This window comes from Streptomyces sp. NRRL S-337, from assembly GCF_000720175.1.
Lineage (GTDB): Bacteria > Actinomycetota > Actinomycetes > Streptomycetales > Streptomycetaceae > Streptomyces > Streptomyces siderophoricus.
Map to the genome: position 1 here is coordinate 35,110 of NZ_JOIX01000016.1, position 15,196 is coordinate 50,305.

Annotated in this window: 14 protein-coding genes; 2 read left to right on the forward strand and 12 right to left on the reverse strand. The window is 69.7% G+C overall.

Annotated elements, in window-relative coordinates; translation table 11 throughout:
* Positions 1 to 29: 29 nt before the first annotated feature.
* The 3 genes from IG62_RS0114265 to IG62_RS0114275 all read right to left on the reverse strand — a co-directional run bounded on the left by IG62_RS0114265 (position 30) and on the right by IG62_RS0114275 (position 3,821).
* The gene (locus IG62_RS0114265; protein WP_030801817.1) at positions 30 to 1,055 is read right to left on the reverse strand and encodes an FKBP-type peptidyl-prolyl cis-trans isomerase; all 1,026 of its coding nucleotides are present in this window, start codon (positions 1,053 to 1,055) and stop codon (positions 30 to 32) included.
* Between the two features lie 135 nt (positions 1,056 to 1,190).
* Positions 1,191 to 2,552, reverse strand: a complete 1,362-nt coding sequence (gene pafA / locus IG62_RS0114270) for a Pup--protein ligase (RefSeq protein WP_030414300.1) — start codon at positions 2,550 to 2,552, stop codon at positions 1,191 to 1,193.
* A gap of 9 nt (positions 2,553 to 2,561) precedes the next feature.
* A complete protein-coding gene (locus IG62_RS0114275; RefSeq protein ID WP_030801820.1) occupies positions 2,562 to 3,821 on the reverse strand; it encodes an MFS transporter in 1,260 nt (419 codons plus the stop codon).
* A 126-nt stretch (positions 3,822 to 3,947) separates the two neighbouring features.
* On the opposite strand from IG62_RS0114275, the gene IG62_RS0114280 reads away from it, so the two are divergent.
* On the forward strand, positions 3,948 to 5,078 hold the full coding sequence (locus tag IG62_RS0114280; RefSeq protein ID WP_030801822.1) for a LacI family DNA-binding transcriptional regulator: 1,131 nt from the start codon (positions 3,948 to 3,950) through the stop codon (positions 5,076 to 5,078).
* Between the two features lie 43 nt (positions 5,079 to 5,121).
* Here IG62_RS0114280 and prcA read toward each other — a convergent pair whose 3' ends face one another.
* The 6 genes from prcA to arc form a co-directional block, all read right to left on the reverse strand.
* On the reverse strand, positions 5,122 to 6,006 hold the full coding sequence (gene prcA / locus IG62_RS0114285; RefSeq protein WP_051798059.1) for a proteasome subunit alpha: 885 nt from the start codon (positions 6,004 to 6,006) through the stop codon (positions 5,122 to 5,124).
* A 63-nt stretch (positions 6,007 to 6,069) separates the two neighbouring features.
* Entirely contained in the window at positions 6,070 to 6,915 is an 846-nt protein-coding gene (gene prcB / locus IG62_RS0114290; RefSeq protein ID WP_030801827.1) for a proteasome subunit beta, read from the reverse strand.
* Positions 6,867 to 7,043, reverse strand: coding sequence for an endonuclease domain-containing protein (locus IG62_RS44630; RefSeq protein WP_078872003.1), 177 nt, complete (start codon positions 7,041 to 7,043; stop codon positions 6,867 to 6,869). The genes prcB and IG62_RS44630 overlap by 49 nt, the downstream gene beginning before the upstream one ends.
* A gap of 140 nt (positions 7,044 to 7,183) precedes the next feature.
* Positions 7,184 to 7,402, reverse strand: coding sequence for a ubiquitin-like protein Pup (locus IG62_RS0114300; protein WP_030414306.1), 219 nt, complete (start codon positions 7,400 to 7,402; stop codon positions 7,184 to 7,186).
* Between the two features lie 189 nt (positions 7,403 to 7,591).
* Positions 7,592 to 9,103, reverse strand: a complete 1,512-nt coding sequence (dop, locus tag IG62_RS0114305; RefSeq protein WP_199812470.1) for a depupylase/deamidase Dop — start codon at positions 9,101 to 9,103, stop codon at positions 7,592 to 7,594.
* 274 nt (positions 9,104 to 9,377) lie between these two features.
* On the reverse strand, positions 9,378 to 11,144 hold the full coding sequence (arc, locus tag IG62_RS0114310) for a proteasome ATPase (protein ID WP_030801834.1): 1,767 nt from the start codon (positions 11,142 to 11,144) through the stop codon (positions 9,378 to 9,380).
* 249 nt (positions 11,145 to 11,393) lie between these two features.
* Here arc and IG62_RS0114315 point away from each other — a divergent pair, with 249 nt between their 5' ends.
* Positions 11,394 to 11,687: a ferredoxin gene (locus IG62_RS0114315; protein WP_030801836.1), complete on the forward strand. Its 294-nt coding sequence runs from the start codon at positions 11,394 to 11,396 to the stop codon at positions 11,685 to 11,687.
* 60 nt (positions 11,688 to 11,747) lie between these two features.
* On the opposite strand, the gene IG62_RS0114320 is transcribed toward IG62_RS0114315, so the two are convergent.
* From IG62_RS0114320 to IG62_RS0114330, 3 genes are all read right to left on the reverse strand, one after another.
* The gene (locus tag IG62_RS0114320) at positions 11,748 to 12,320 is read right to left on the reverse strand and encodes a hypothetical protein (protein WP_107052973.1); all 573 of its coding nucleotides are present in this window, start codon (positions 12,318 to 12,320) and stop codon (positions 11,748 to 11,750) included.
* A gap of 499 nt (positions 12,321 to 12,819) precedes the next feature.
* Positions 12,820 to 13,767 (reverse strand): tRNA (adenine-N1)-methyltransferase, encoded by a 948-nt coding sequence (locus IG62_RS0114325; protein WP_030801840.1) that lies wholly within the window; start codon positions 13,765 to 13,767, stop codon positions 12,820 to 12,822.
* Between the two features lie 107 nt (positions 13,768 to 13,874).
* Positions 13,875 to 15,158, reverse strand: a complete 1,284-nt coding sequence (locus IG62_RS0114330) for a site-2 protease family protein (RefSeq protein ID WP_030801842.1) — start codon at positions 15,156 to 15,158, stop codon at positions 13,875 to 13,877.
* Between the last annotated feature and the right edge of the window lie 38 nt (positions 15,159 to 15,196).

The following is a 15,196-nucleotide window of genomic DNA, read 5'->3' on the forward strand; positions in this document are numbered from 1 at the left end:
AGTCTCCCAGATCTTGACGTCGTCGCTGGTCAGACGGTGCCGACGATGTCGACCGAGAAGACCAGGGTGTTCTTGGCCAGCTCGTGCTGCGGGCTCGCGCCGTACCCCAGCTTCGGCGGAATGACGATCTCCACCCGGTCACCGACGTGCTTGCCGACCAGCGCCTTGTCCCAGCCCTGGACGACCTGCCCGGTACCGATCTGGAACGCGGTCGCACCCCCGTGGTCCCAGGAGGAGTCGAACTTCTTGCCGTCCTCCCACTTCACACCGGTGTACTGCGCGATCAGCCCGTCGCCGGCCTTCACCTCGGCCCCCTTGCCCTTGATCAGCACCTGCTGCTCCAGGCCCTTGGGCGCCTTCTCCCCCTTGGGGATGGTGATCTTCGCGGCCTTCTCGTCCGCCGCGGTCACCTCCGGCATCCCGCTCTCGGCGTCGGCCTGCTTGCCCTCGGCCTTCGCCTTCTTGTCGACCTTCTTCGCGCCGACCACATCGACGACCCACACCAGGCCGTCCCCCGGCTTGATCCCGGACTGCGGGTTCAGACCCGCGCCGATCAGCGCCTTGGCGGTGCCCTCGACCTCGAACCGGCTGCCGACCTTCTGCCCGGCGACCGCCGACATCACCTTCGGCGGCAGCATCTGCTGCGTCATCTGGTCGGTGACCTCGCTGACGACCTGGGTGCGCGGCGCGCCCTTCTCGGCGCCGGGCTGCGGCGTCCAGCTGCTGCCGAGGTTCTGGCCCTTCATGGTCTGCGCCGCGAAGTCCAGGCGGACCAGGTCACCCTTCTTGACGGTCGCGCCCTTCCCCTGGACGAGCGTCTTGGTGACGAGCGTGTCGGACGGCTTGGCGCCCTTCGGCACCGTGATCTTGGGCTGCGCCCCCGGCTTTCCCGTGACCTTCACGACGGCTTCGCCCGACGAGCCCTTGCCGTCGTCGGACCCGCAGGCGGCGGTGATCAGCAGGAGGGGCACGGTCAGCGCGGCGACGGCGGCGCGACGGGCGTGCTTCGGGAACGAGCGGTGGTGCGGGGGCCGTGCCCCGGAGAGATTCAGCATCAGTCCAACTCGGGCTCGTGGGGTGGTGGGCAATGCCCGCCACTCTACGACCTGTGCCCGTGGACCTTTCCCGGCACAACACAGCAATGTGCCGGGAGCGCTCGGCTCCCGGCACATCTCCGCATTCCCCGCGGGTCACATCCCGGCGATCAGCTTCTCCACCCGGTCGTCCACCGAACGGAACGGGTCCTTGCACAGGACCGTACGCTGCGCCTGGTCATTGAGCTTGAGGTGCACCCAGTCGACGGTGAAATCCCGGCGCTGTTCCTGCGCCCGGCGGATGAAGTCACCGCGCAGCCGGGCCCGAGTCGTCTGCGGGGGCACCGACTTACCCTCGAAGATCTTCAAGTCATTGCAGATGCGCGCCGCTTGACCCTTCCGCTCCAGGAGGTAGTAAAGCCCCCGGCGGCGGTGAATGTCGTGATACGCGAGGTCTATCTGCGCCACTCGTGGGTGCGACATCGTGATGTTGTTCTTCGTGCGGTACCGCTCGATCAGCTGATGTTTCATCACCCAGTCGATCTCGGTAGAGATGCGGTCCAGTTCCTGGTCCCGGATCGCCTCCAGGGTGCGGCCCCACAGTTCCAGTACGCGCTCCACGAGACCCGTGCGGATTCCGCGGCGGTCGCAGAAATCCACCGCCTTTTCGTAGTACTCCTGCTGGACCTCGAGCGCCGAGGCCTCCCGCCCACTGGCCAGCCGCACCTTGCGCTGGCCGGTGGTGTCGTGGCTGACCTCGCGGATCGCGCGGATCGGATTCTCCAGCGTCAGATCGCGCATGACCGTGCCGGCCTCGATCATCCGCAGGACGAGATCCGTGGCGCCCACCTTGAGCATCATCGTCGTCTCGGACATGTTCGAGTCGCCGACGATGACGTGCAGCCGGCGATAGCGCTCGGCGTCCGCATGCGGTTCGTCACGGGTGTTGATGATCGGGCGGGAGCGGGTGGTCGCCGAGGAGACGCCCTCCCAGATGTGCTCCGCGCGCTGGCTGACGCAGTAGACGGCGCCCCGCGGCGTCTGCAGGACCTTGCCCGCGCCGCAGAGCAGCTGGCGGGTGACCAGGAACGGAATGAGGATGTCCGCGAGCCGGGAGAACTCGCCGTGGCGGGCGACGAGGTAATTCTCGTGGCAGCCGTAGGAGTTTCCCGCCGAATCGGTGTTGTTCTTGAACAGATAGACGTCGCCCGCGATTCCCTCCTCATGCAGGCGGCGCTCGGCGTCGACGAGCAGGCCCTCGAGAATGCGCTCACCGGCCTTGTCGTGCGTGACCAGCTCGGTCACGTTGTCGCACTCGGGAGTTGCGTATTCCGGGTGCGAGCCCACGTCCAAGTACAGGCGGGCGCCGTTCCGCAGGAAGACATTGCTGCTGCGGCCCCATGACACGACACGGCGGAAGAGGTACCGCGCCACTTCGTCAGGCGACAGTCGGCGCTGTCCCCTGAACGTGCACGTGACGCCGTACTCGTTCTCCAGCCCGAAAATGCGGCGGTCCATGACTGAACATTACGCCTGACGGCCTGCTCTGAAACCGGGTTCGACGGCCCCGTTTCGATCATTTTCCGCCGGGGCCGCACCCGCCGTACGCCGCCCGGGCTCCCCGAGAAATCGCTTCGTCGACAAAAGGACCAGCAGCGCGGCGAGTCCGCCCGCCCCCGCCACCGCGAAGCCGGCCCGTGCTCCACCGCCCTCCACGGCCGGTCCCGCCACCGACATGCCCACCGCCGACCCCACCCCGAAGGTCGTCACCAGCCACGAAAATGCCTCCGTGACCGTGCCCTTGGGCGCATGCCGGTCCACCACCACGAACGCACACGCCAGCGCCGGCGCCAGGAACACCCCGGCGACGCCGGTCAGCGCGGTCATCCCGGCCACGCCGGGGACCAGCACCAGCGGCAGATAGCCCAGCGCCAGCAGCCCGATCAGCAGCCGCAGCCGGTTCTCCGGGTGCCCCGGCCAGTCCCGGGCGCCGTAGACCAGCCCGCCGGCCAGCGCCCCGGCACCCAGTGCGGAGAGCAGCCAGCTGGAGACCGCCCCGCCGCCGTGCTCGTCCGCGTACGCCACCGCCGCGACCGCGATCGATCCCAGCGCCAGGCCCACGAAGAAGAACGCCCCGATCAGCACCAGCATCCCGGCCGACCGCAGGGCGCCCAGCCAGTGCGCCTCGCGGGGCGCGCTGCGCCACCGCCGGGACGGCGGCGAGACGACGACCGAGAGCGCGCCGAGCACCCCCACCGCGTTGATGACCAGCAGTGCGGCCCCCGCCGACCACGCCGCCACGCACAGCGTCACCAGCAACGGACCCACCGCGAACATGACTTCCTGCGCCACCGCGTCCAGCGCGTAGGCGGCGTGCACCCGGTCCGGGCGCTTGAGCACGCCCGGCCACAGCGCCCGCAGCCCGCCCTCCAGAGGGGGCGTGAAGAAACCGGCGACCACCATGGCCGCGTAGGCGAGCCACAGCACGTCCAGGCCTACGGCCGCCAGCAGGGCCATGCCAAGGGCGGAGAGCACCGACGCGGGCAGCATCACGCGCGGCTGCCCGTAGAGGTCCACGGTCCGGCCGAGCAGCGGCTGGCCGATCGCGTTGCACACGCCGTAGACCGCCGAGAGCGCGCCGGCCAGGGCGTAGCTGCCGCCCTCGGCCCGCGCGAACAGCACCACCGCCAGCGGGGCGGTGGCGTTCGGAAGCCGGCCGACCAGCGTCCCGGCCAGCAGCCGGGCCGCATGCCGGGTTCTCAGCAGCTCCGCATACCCCGCGGCCATCCCCGCCCCATTCCTGTCCGGTCCGCCCCGGACGGCAGTGTTACGTATAACGTCCTCCGTCATACGTACCATGGCGGCGACCCGCGGTCCACCCCGCAGCGGCCCGAGCGAGGAGCGAGACACCCCGTGACCAGCCAGAAGGCCACGCCCCCCGGCCACCCCCCGGCCACCGCCCGCGCCACCAGCCGCGATGTGGCCCGGGCCGCCGGTGTCTCCCAGGCCGCCGTCTCGCTCGTCCTCGGTGACAAATGGCGCGGCCGGGTCTCCCCCGGGAAGGCCGAGGCGGTCCGCGCGGCCGCCCGCGAGCTCGGCTACCGCCCCAACCTCGCCGCCCGCAGCCTCCGCATGGGCCGCACCCGCACCGTGCTCCTCGTCGTCCCCGCCCTCACCACGGAATTCTTCGCCCGGGTCTACACCGGAGCCGCCCGGATCGCCGCCGACCACGGCTTCGGCGTCGTCCTCTACCCCTCCCCCGAGGGCATCGGCCCGTCCCACCCGTCACCCGCCACCACCCCCGGCGGAAGGCCCCTTCGGGCCCCTTCGGTTCCGGACCCCTTCGACTCCGCGGCCGCCACCCTCGACGGAGTGATCGCCTCCTCGATGGCCGCCGAGGCCCTCACCGCGCTGCGCGCCGCCGACCTTCCCCTCGTCATGCTCGACAGCGACCCCGACGACGCCCGCGCGACCGCCACCGTCAACCTCGACATCGCCTCCGGCGCACGGCAGTTGACCGGCCATCTGACCGCGCTCGGGCACCGCCGCATCACCCACCTCGCCGCCGACGTCCGCTCCTGGACCTTCGAGGTACGCGCCCGGGCCGTCACCGAGGCCCTCGACGCCGTCCCCGGTACGCTGCTGCGCCGGCAGCCCGCCGCCCTCGGCGTCGACGCCGGTCTGCAGGCCGCACACGCCGCGCTGACCGGCCCCGGCCCCCGCCCCACCGCCCTGCTCTGCGACGACGACATCATCGCCGCCGGTGCCTGCAAGGCCGTACGCCGCCTCGGCCTGCGCGTCCCGGAGGACGTCTCGGTGACCGGCTTCGACGACCTCGCCCTCGCCCTCGCGGTGGAACCCGAGCTGACCACCGTACGGCTGCCCGCGGAGGAGTTCGGCGAGGCCGGGATGCGCGCCCTGCTGGCCGTGCTCGACGGCCGCCCCACCCAGGAACCCACCCTGCCGGTCGAACTGGTCACCCGCGGCTCCACCGCCCCGCCGCCGGCCGGGCCCGACAACGGGGCGCGCCCCGGCGGGCAGTGACCCACCGGGGCGCGCACACCGGGCACCGGCCCGGAAACCGTCCTTACAGCAGCGGTTCGCCGTCCGGACCGTCCTTGCCCTTGACGTCCTTGACGTCCTTCTCCTTGGCGTCCTTCTCCTTGGCGCCGCCGCCCTTGGCGCCCTTGCCACCGGCGCCCTCCGCGGTGGCCCCGGACTCCCCGGCGCCGGCGTCCGCGTCCGCCGCCGGCTCCTCGGCGCCCGCCGGGCCGCTCTCCTCCAGGAGACGGGACAACTGGCGGCCCAGGATCCGCTTGAACTTGCGCTGCTGCGGCCGCGTACGGTCCAGCGTCGCCACTTCGAGCTGCTCCGCGGTCAGCCGGCGCTCGCCGCCGTTGTTGTCCCGCGACAGGGACTCCACGGCCAGCTTCAGCGCCTCGGACAGCGTCATGCCGTCGCGGTGCCGCTGGTCCAGATAGCTGCTGATCTGGTCCGCGCTGCCGCCGACCGCCACCGAGCCGTGCTCGTCGACGATCGAGCCGTCGTGCGGCAGCCGGTAGATCTGGTCCTCCTCGGGGGCACTGCCCACCTCGGCGACGATCAGCTCCACCTCGTACGGCTTCTCGGCGGCGCTGGAGAAAATCGTGCCGAGCGTCTGGGCGTAGACATTGGCCAGACCGCGCGCGGTCACGTCCTCGCGGTCGTAGGTGTAACCCCGCAGATCGGCATAGCGCACACCGCCGATCCGCAGATTCTCGAACTCGTTGTATTTCCCGACCGCCGCAAAGGCGATCCGGTCATAGATCTCGCTGACCTTGTGCAGGGCGCGGGAGGGATTCTCGGCGACGAAAACCACGCCGTCGGTGTATTGCAGCACCACGACGCTGCGGCCGCGCGCAATGCCCTTGCGGGCGTATTCGGCGCGGTCGGCCATGGCCTGCTGGGGTGAGACATAGAACGGCGTCGACACCGGCTATCCGTCCCTTCCTGTCAAAAACTCTCTCAGTGGCGGCATTGCGGAACGTCCGTCCCGTCAGAGCAGCGCGGCCCGCGGGCCGTCGGGCTGCTCGAGGCGGCGCTCGTGAATGGCGCGGGCGATGTCCGCGACCTCCTCGTCGGACTGCCTCCGGAAGCCCTCGCCGGTGATCACCGTGACGATCGGGTAGATCCGCCGCGCCATGTCGGGCCCACCGGTCGCCGAATCGTCGTCCGCCGCGTCGTACAGGGCCTGGACGACCGCGGTGGCCGCCTGACTCTCCGTGAAGTCCTCCTGGTAGAGCTTCTTCAGCGCGCTGCGCGCGAAGACCGAGCCGGAGCCGGTCGCGGCGAAGCCCTGCTCCTCGGAGCGACCGCCGGTGACGTCGTACGAGAAGATCCGGCCCTTCTCGCGGTCGAGGTCGTAACCGGCGAAGAGCGGCACCACGGCCAGCCCCTGCATCGCCATTCCGAGATTGCTGCGGATCATCGTCGACAGGCGGTTCGCCTTGCCCTCCAGGGAGAGTTGGGCGCCTTCGACCTTTTCGAAGTGCTCCAGCTCCAGCTGGAACAGCTTGACCATTTCGACGGCGAGACCGGCGGTGCCGGCGATTCCGACCGCGCTGTATTCGTCGGCCGGGAAAACCTTCTCGATATCACGCTGCGCAATGACATTGCCCATCGTCGCCCGGCGGTCGCCGGCCAGCACCACTCCCCCGGGGAACGTCGCGCCCACGATCGTCGTGCCGTGCGGCGCCTCGATGGCTCCCTGCACCGGCGGCAACGGGCGGTTGCCCGGCAGCAGATCGGGTGCGTGCGCACCGAGAAAGTCCATGAACGACGAGGATCCAGGCGTCAGGAAGGCAGCTGGTAGACGCCCGGTGCTTCGAGTATTGGCTTCCACACGTTTCCTTCCGGATATGCGATGGCCCTGCGGAGTGCGCCCGGGTCATCCCTCAACTTGCCGAGTGCCGAGTTGCAGTTGATGCACGGTACGCCCCGGACCTTACCCGGCCCGTGGGCGTGATCCACATGCTGATCGTCCTGCGCGGGCCGGGACCGGGGCGAAGCGTGCGCGCGGTCCGGCCCGGCCGCACCGCGCGCAGCGCTTCACACGCTGTTCATTCGTCGCTCGCCCACCCCGCCACCTTCGATGCGAAGGCTAAGGTGGTCTACTCTCCGCCCTTTTGCACGAAGGACCGCACGAAGTCCTCAGCATTTTCTTCGAGGACGTCGTCGATCTCGTCCAGGACGGAGTCCACGTCGTCGCTGAGCTTCTCCTGCCGTTCCTTGAGGTCCTCGGAAACCTGCGCGTCCTGCGCCTGCTCCTCGACCTCCTCGGTGGAACGGGTGGCCTTCGCCTGTCCGCCGCCGCTGTCCTTGGTCGCCATATCCCTCACCCCGCTCGGTTTGCCCCGCTCGATGTGACCTTCAAGATCCGACCCTACAAGCAGGGTCCGACATCGGCCCTGCTGTTGCTGCAACGCCCGGGGGTCACCTCGATGATTCCCGTACCGCGACGATTTCAGCCGCGAATCGGCGGGCGATCGCCGCGGATTCTGTCGTGGACCTGCCGTTCCTCAGCGGCCGGACAGCGTCCTCACCAGCTCCTCCGCCGTCCGGCAGCGGTCGAGCAGCTCCTTGACGTGCTTGCGGGTACCGCGCAGCGGCTCCAGGGTGGGGACCCGCTGCAGGGAGTCGCGGCCGGGAAGGTCGAAGATGACCGAATCCCACGAGGCGGCCGCCACGTCGTCGGCGTACTGGTCCAGGCAGCGGCCCCGGAAATAGGCCCTGGTGTCCTCCGGGGGCTTCTGCTGGGCCCGCTGGACCTCGGCCTCGTCCAGGAGTCGCTTCATCTTGCCGCGGGCCGCCAGACGGTTGTACAGGCCCTTCTCGGGCCGCACGTCGGCGTACTGCAGGTCGATGAGGTGCAGCCGGGCGGCGTCCCAGTCCAGGCCGTCGCGGCGGCGGTAGCCCTCCATGAGCTCCCGCTTGGCCACCCAGTCCAGCTCTCCCGAGAGGCTCATCGGGTCGTTCTCCAGCCGGCCCAGCACGTCCTCCCACCTGGTCAGGACGTCCTTGGTCTGCTCGTCCGCATCCGCTCCGTAACGGTCCTCCACGTATTTGCGGGCCAGCTCGAAGTACTCCATCTGGAGCTGGACGGCGGTGAGCGTACGGCCGCTGCGGAGGGTGATCAGGCGCTGCAGTGTGGGGTCGTGCGAGACCTGGTGGAGGGTGCGGACGGGCTGGTCGACGGCCAGGTCGACGGCGATGAAGCCGTCCTCGATCATGGACAGGACCAGGGAGGTGGTGCCCAGCTTGAGGTACGTCGAGATCTCGGAGAGGTTCGCGTCGCCGATGATCACGTGCAGCCGGCGGTATTTCTCGGCGTCGGCGTGCGGCTCGTCGCGGGTGTTGATGATGGGCCGCTTGAGGGTCGTCTCGAGGCCGACCTCCACCTCGAAGTAGTCGGCGCGCTGGCTGAGCTGGAAGCCGTGCTCGTGGCCGTCCTGGCCGATACCGACCCGTCCGGCGCCGGTGACGACCTGGCGGGAGACGAAGAACGGGGTCAGGTGGCGCACGATGTCCGAGAACGGGGTCTCCCGTTTCATCAGGTAGTTCTCGTGCGTGCCGTAGGAGGCGCCCTTGTTGTCGGTGTTGTTCTTGTAGAGGTGGATCGGCTGGGCGCCGGGTACCTGGGCGGCCCGCTCGGCGGCCTCGGCCATGATCCGTTCGCCGGCCTTGTCCCACAGGACGGCGTCGCGGGGGTTGGTGACCTCGGGGGCGCTGTATTCGGGGTGTGCGTGGTCGACGTAGAGCCTGGCACCGTTCGTGAGGATCACATTGGCCAGGCCGATGTCCTCGTCCGTGAGCTGGCTGGCGTCGGCGTTCTCGCGTGCGAGGTCGAAGCCGCGGGCGTCCCGCAGCGGGTTCTCCTCCTCGAAATCCCAGCGGGCACGGCGTGCCCGGTGCATCGCGGCCGCGTAGGCGTTGACGACCTGGGATGAGGTGAGCATGGCATTGGCGTTCGGGTGGCCGGGGACGGAGATCCCGTACTCCGTCTCGATTCCCATTACTCGCCGTACGGTCATGCGGCCCTCCTTGCCCGGCGGCGCCCCCGGATGGGGTCGGCGCTCAAGTACCGCTGCGCTTCCGTTCCGCGTGCGTGCCCCACGCCCGCACAGCGTGACGTAGCGGTACCGAAGAGCCTAGAACGCCTTTGCGGCGCTGGGGAGATCATTACAGTCATTGCTCCAGTCCGGTTTTCCCTGGTCCATCGCTCTGAAATGGGGCGGCTGCGGCGTCCCCGGAAATGCGTCCGGCTGCGGACGCCCCGTGCAGGACATCCGCAGCCGGAGAGCGGTGTTACAGGTATTGGCCGGTATTCGCCACCGTGTCGATGGAGCGACCGGTGTCGGCGCCTTGTTTTCCGGTGACCAGAGTGCGGATGTATACGATCCGCTCGCCCTTCTTTCCGGAGATCCGGGCCCAGTCGTCCGGGTTCGTGGTGTTGGGCAGGTCCTCATTCTCCTTGAACTCGTCCACGCAAGCCTGGAGGAGGTGGGAGACCCGCAGACCCTTCTGATTGTGTTCGAGGAAGGCCTTGATGGCCATCTTCTTCGCTCGTCCTACGATGTTTTCGATCATCGCGCCGGAGTTGAAGTCCTTGAAGTAGAGGACTTCCTTGTCACCATTGGCGTAGGTGACCTCCAGGAAGCGGTTCTCCTCGGATTCCGCGTACATCTGCTCGACGACCGACTGGATCATCCCGCTGACCGCCGCCCGGCGCGAGTCGCCGTGCTCGGCGAGGTCGTCGGAGTGCAGCGGGAGGTTTTCCGTGAGGTACTTCGAGAAGATGTCCTTGGCGGCCTCCGCGTCCGGGCGCTCGATCTTGATTTTCACGTCGAGACGGCCGGGCCGCAGAATCGCCGGGTCGATCATGTCCTCCCGGTTGGAGGCACCGATCACGATCACGTTCTCCAGGCCCTCGACGCCGTCGATCTCCGAGAGCAGCTGGGGGACGATGGTGTTCTCCACGTCCGAGCTGACGCCGGAGCCGCGGGTGCGGAAGAGCGAGTCCATCTCGTCGAAGAAGACGATGACGGGCGTGCCCTCGCTCGCCTTTTCCCGGGCGCGCTGGAAGACCAGCCGGATGTGCCGCTCCGTCTCACCGACGTACTTGTTGAGCAGCTCGGGGCCCTTGATGTTGAGGAAGAAGCTCTTCCCCGCGGGCTGCCCGGTCACCTCGGCGACCTTCTTGGCAAGGGAGTTGGCGACCGCCTTGGCGATGAGCGTCTTGCCGCAGCCGGGCGGGCCGTAGAGCAAAACGCCCTTGGGCGGGCGGAGTTCGTGCTCTTTGAAGAGGTCGGGGTAGAGGTACGGAAGCTCGACCGCGTCCCGGATCTGCTCGATCTGGCCGCCCAGACCGCCGATCTTGGTGTAGTCGATGTCCGGGACCTCTTCGAGGACGAGTTCCTCGACCTCGCTCTTCGGGATGACTTCGTAGACGTAGCCGGAGCGCGGTTCGAGCAGCAGGGCGTCGCCGGGGCGGATGGTGGTGTCCAGCAGCGGCTCGGCGAGCCTCACCACCCGCTCCTCGTCGGTGTGCCCGATGACCAGGGCGCGCACGCCGTCCTCAAGGATTTCCTTGAGGGTGACGATGTCGCCGGCGCTCTCGAACTCCATGGCCTCGACCACATTGAGCGCTTCGTTGAGCATGACCTCCTGGCCGCGCCTGAGGTCCTCGGTCTCCACGCTCGGGCTGACATTGACCCGGAGTTTTCTGCCTCCGGTGAAAATGTCGACCGTGCCGTCCTCGTTCGCCTGCAGGAAGACACCGAAGCCGGCCGGCGGCTGTGCGAGCCGGTCGACCTCTTCCTTGAGGGCGACGATCTGGTCGCGGGCCTCGCGGAGCGTATTGGCGAGACGCTCGTTCTGCGCCGAGACGCCGGCCAGGTTGGTCTGCAGCTCGACGATCCGCTCTTCGAGAATCCTCGTGTGACGCGGAGAGTCGGCGAGCTTGCGTCGCAGGACGGCGATCTCCTGCTCGAGATAGGCAACCTGGCCGGCGGGATCTTCAGACCCCCGCCCCGGCCGGATGCCGCGGTTGATGTCGTCGTCGTGGGCTGCCACGGTCCTCACCTCCTCCAAGGAGCTGGACGCTTCCTGACCCTACCTGGGCCGGTGCAGGTTGAAACCCCTAGATCGAAAAGACTGTCGGGGTGTGTCCGATCTTCACCCTTGCGCACGTCCTCCCGCCAAGGGAATACCCACCCATCAACATCGGAAAGCGAGCGGTTGTATCGTCGAGTCGGTCAACACCCGTCAGGGCTGGCGCCACTTAGACAAAAACGGTTCACGTACGCAGGAACGGCAGGCGAGATGACCGCGCAGGACGAAGCCCCAGAGCTGGAAGTCTGGATCGACCAGGATCTCTGCACCGGGGACGGCATCTGTGCGCAGTACGCGCCGGAGGTCTTCGAGCTGGACATCGACGGCCTGGCCTACGTGAAGAGCGCCGATGACGAGCTGCTCCAGGAGGAGGGCGCCACAACGCCCGTCCCGCTGAAGCTGCTCGCCGACGTCCGGGACTCGGCGAAGGAGTGCCCCGGGGACTGCATCCACGTGCGCCGGGTCAGCGACCGCGTCGAGGTCTACGGCCCGGACGCCGAGTGAACAGACGCTGAGTGAACCGGAGGAAGCGGAAAGCTCCCTCCGCGTACCGGCTGTAGCGACTCAGACACCTTTGGTGCTCGCCGCGGCGGGCAGTTCGCTCTGGATGAACTTCCCGTCCCGCCATTGCCATTTGACGCTCTTGTGCACGTCGGGGCAGCAGCGCGGCACGTTCAGGTCGGAGTAGCCCAGCAGCCCCGCCGAGATCACCCCGTTCTCCACCGCCAGGGACTGGACGCTGAGCTGCTGGGCGGGGGCGACGAGGGTCGCCACGATGCGCGGGGCGGCCTTCGGGTCGGTGGGAGGGGCGAGGACGTAGACGCCGCTGGGCGGGGTGCCGGTGTCGCTGTGGCAGCGGACCACGGCGACCGTCTCGGTCGTGCCGTCGCCGTCGAGGTCGCCGGACGCCTTCTTGACCACCTCGGGGTGGTTCGGGCCGCAGGTGACCGGAAACGTGACCTTGCCGGGATCGGGGGCGGAGGAGTGCCGGCCGGCCGCGGTGTTGCGGGAGGTGGTGGCGGTGGCGTCGGGGGGCTGGACGAAGGACGCGGCCGCGACGACCGCCGAGAGGGCGGTGGCGGTGGCGAGCCAGTGCATGGGGCGCGGCTGGGTGTGCAAGAGGTCCTGGCCTGCCATGGGCTGCACGCGGGGTAACTCCTGTGAAGTGCTGTGCCGGTGGGAGTGCCCAGCATCGTTCCACAGGACAGGGCGGCAAGGAACCAGCTGGACGGGAGTTTTCGGGGTTTCCCGTGCGGGTTCCGTAAGGGTTGTCGTCGGGGGGTGCCTCGGGGGTCCCTTAGGGGATCCCTTCGGGGTCGCGTGAGCCCCTGGCCGGTGAACGGAGGGGGGACGGTGGGGGTTCCCGGGAGTGGTGGCCGCAGGCGGCACCGAGGGCTTGTGTCCGGGGGCGGGGACCGTGCCTGGGAGGGGGACGGGTGGCCCGGGGCCGAGGGGGGCCGGTGGCTCGTGGCTGGGGGACGGGTGGTCCGTCGCCGCGGGTTCTGGGGGGAAATGTGCCGAAGGCGCCGCCGGCGGGTTCCGGGGGGAACTCGGCGGCGGCGCCCAGGGGTTCGGTGGCCGGTTGCGGGCGGCCGGTGACGGTGTGTGGAGGGTGTGAGGTGGCCGGCGGGGCCGGTCAGGCGCCGTCGGTGAGGTCGCCCGTGGTGGCCGTGCCCTTGTCCTTGCCGGCTGCCTTCTCGCGGCCGCCCGGGCCGGTGTAGTCCTCGCCGTACGCGCCCTTGGCCGGGCGGCGGCGGCGGAGCGGGGGCTCGACGCCGTCGGCGAGGCGGCGGGCGGTGAGCAGGAAGCCGGTGTGCCCGATCATGCGGTGGTCGGGACGGACCGCGAGGCCCTCGACGTGCCAGGTGCGGACCATGGTTTCCCAGGCCGACGGCTCGTTGAAGGTGCCGTGCTCGCGGATCGCCTCGACGGTGCGGGCCAGCTGGGTGGTGGTCGCGACGTAGGCGCAGAGGATGCCGCCGGGCACCAGGGCCTTGGAGACGGCCTCCAGGCACTCCCAGGGGGCGAGCATGTCCAGGATGACGCGGTCGACGTCGGTGTCGGAGAGGTTGTCCTGGAGGTCACCGACGGTGAGCGTCCATGCCGGGTGCGGGCCGCCGAAGTAGCGCTCGACGTTCTGCGTGGCGATCTCGGCGAAGTCGGCGCGGCGCTCGTAGGAGTGCAGCATGCCGTCGTCGCCGATGGCGCGAAGCAGGAAGCTGCTGAGCGAGCCGGAGCCCACGCCCGCCTCGACGACGCGCGCGCCGGGGAAGATGTCGGCCATCGCCAGGATCTGCCCCGCGTCCTTGGGGTAGACCACGGCGGCGCCGCGGGGCATGGACAGGACGTAGTCGGGGAGCAGCGGGCGCAGCGCGAGGTAGGCGACGTTCCCGGTGGTACGGACAACGCTGCCCTCGGGAGCACCGATCAGCTCGTCGTGGGGGAAGGCTCCCTTGTGGGTGTGGAAGCTCTTGCCCTCTTCGAGCGTGAAGGTGTAGTGGCGTCCCTTGGGGTCGGTGAGCTGGACCTGGTCCCCGACCTTGAAGGGCCCGCGACGGCGGGCGGCACCGGTCGGTTCGGACATGTGACCAGCCTACCGGGCCGTGGGGCCGCCACTGACCACGGGCGAACCAGCACGGGCGAGTGAGCAGGGTCTGCGGCGCGGGCCGCGGCGCGGAGGCGGAGGGAGCCCTAGTGGGGGCGCGCCATCGCCGAGACGAAGGCGCGTTCGACGTCGGCGGTGGAGAGGACGCCGTAGATCTCGCCGGTCCGCTCGACGACGAGGTATTCGGTGGCGGGGGTGGCGCGGAGGTATTCCAGCAGGTCCTCGCCGGCGAGCTCGGCGGAGACCCGCATGCCGTCCTTGAGTTCCTGGGCCAGGGTGCCGACCGGTACCCAGGGGCGGCGGTGGTCGGGGACGCCGACGATGGCGGCCTCGCGGACGAGGGCGGTGGGCCGCCCCTGAGGGTCGACGACGACCAGGGCGCGGGCTCCCGCGTCGTTGGCGCGGCGCAGGGCCTCGGAGAGCGGGGTGGCGGTCTCGACGGGCACCGCGCGCCGGGTGAGGGTGCGGGCGGTGAGCTCGGGGAGGCGTTCGCGGAGCCGGGCCATCCGCAGGCTGTTGCCGGCGCCGGTCCAGATGATGGCGGCGAGGATCGCGGCGAGCAGGGCGTCGGTGAGCGAGTCGGCGTCGCCGATCTCGGGGCGGGCGTTGCCGAGGGCGCCGGTGTGGGTGAGCAGTGGCAGGCCGATGAGGACGGTGACGGCGAGGGCGCGGCCGATCCAGGCGGCGGCGATGGTGCCGGTCATCGGTTTGCCGGTGATCTTCCAGACGACGGCGCGGAGCATCCGGCCGCCGTCCAGCGGGAGGCCGGGCAGCAGGTTGAAGATCGCGACGATGAGGTTGGAGATCATCAGGCCGGCGAGCAGGACACCGGGGACCGTGCCCGGTTCGACCAGCTGCATCCCGGCGTAGAAGACGGCGGCGAGGACGAGGGAGAGCAGCGGGCCGACGAAGGCGAGGACGAATTCCCGGCCGGGGCTCTCGCTCTCCTTCTCGATCTCCGAGACGCCGCCGAAGAACTGGAGCTGGATGCGGCGGACGGGGAGCTTGAAGCGGAGCGCGGCGACGGTGTGGGCCAGCTCGTGGACGAGGACCGAGGCGTAGAAGGCGACGGCGAAGAAGAGCGAGACGAGGTAGCGGGCGGCGCCGAGCTCGGGCAGCACGCGCTCCAGTTGCCCGCCGAAGACCCAGGTGATCAGGGCGGCGACCAGGAACCAGCTGGGGGCCACGTAGACGGGCACGCCGAAGGGACGGCCCATCAGGATGCCGCCGCCGCTGCCCTTCCTGCCCGGTGGGGGCGCCTTGGGGCCCTCGGTGTCCTTGGTGTCCGTGTCCTTGGTGTCCTTGGGCGGCTCGGGCGGCTGGGGCCGCACGGACTCCTCGGGGTCCTGCGGCTTCCCGCTCTCGTCCACAGTGTCCCCTCATCGAATACGGCTTTCGCCCCTGCTCG

Coding starts and splice junctions, on each gene's coding strand:
- pafA (WP_030414300.1), bottom strand. CDS start 2,552: ATGGACCGCCGCATTTTCGGGCTGGAGAACGAGTACGGCGTCACGTGC.
- IG62_RS0114320 (WP_107052973.1), bottom strand. CDS start 12,320: ATGGCAGGCCAGGACCTCTTGCACACCCAGCCGCGCCCCATGCACTGG.
- IG62_RS0114265 (WP_030801817.1), bottom strand. CDS start 1,055: ATGCTGAATCTCTCCGGGGCACGGCCCCCGCACCACCGCTCGTTCCCG.
- dop (WP_199812470.1), bottom strand. CDS start 9,103: ATGACCGTACGGCGAGTAATGGGAATCGAGACGGAGTACGGGATCTCC.
- IG62_RS0114315 (WP_030801836.1), top strand. CDS start 11,394: ATGACCGCGCAGGACGAAGCCCCAGAGCTGGAAGTCTGGATCGACCAG.
- IG62_RS0114300 (WP_030414306.1), bottom strand. CDS start 7,402: ATGGCGACCAAGGACAGCGGCGGCGGACAGGCGAAGGCCACCCGTTCC.
- IG62_RS0114325 (WP_030801840.1), bottom strand. CDS start 13,767: ATGTCCGAACCGACCGGTGCCGCCCGCCGTCGCGGGCCCTTCAAGGTC.
- IG62_RS0114275 (WP_030801820.1), bottom strand. CDS start 3,821: ATGGCCGCGGGGTATGCGGAGCTGCTGAGAACCCGGCATGCGGCCCGG.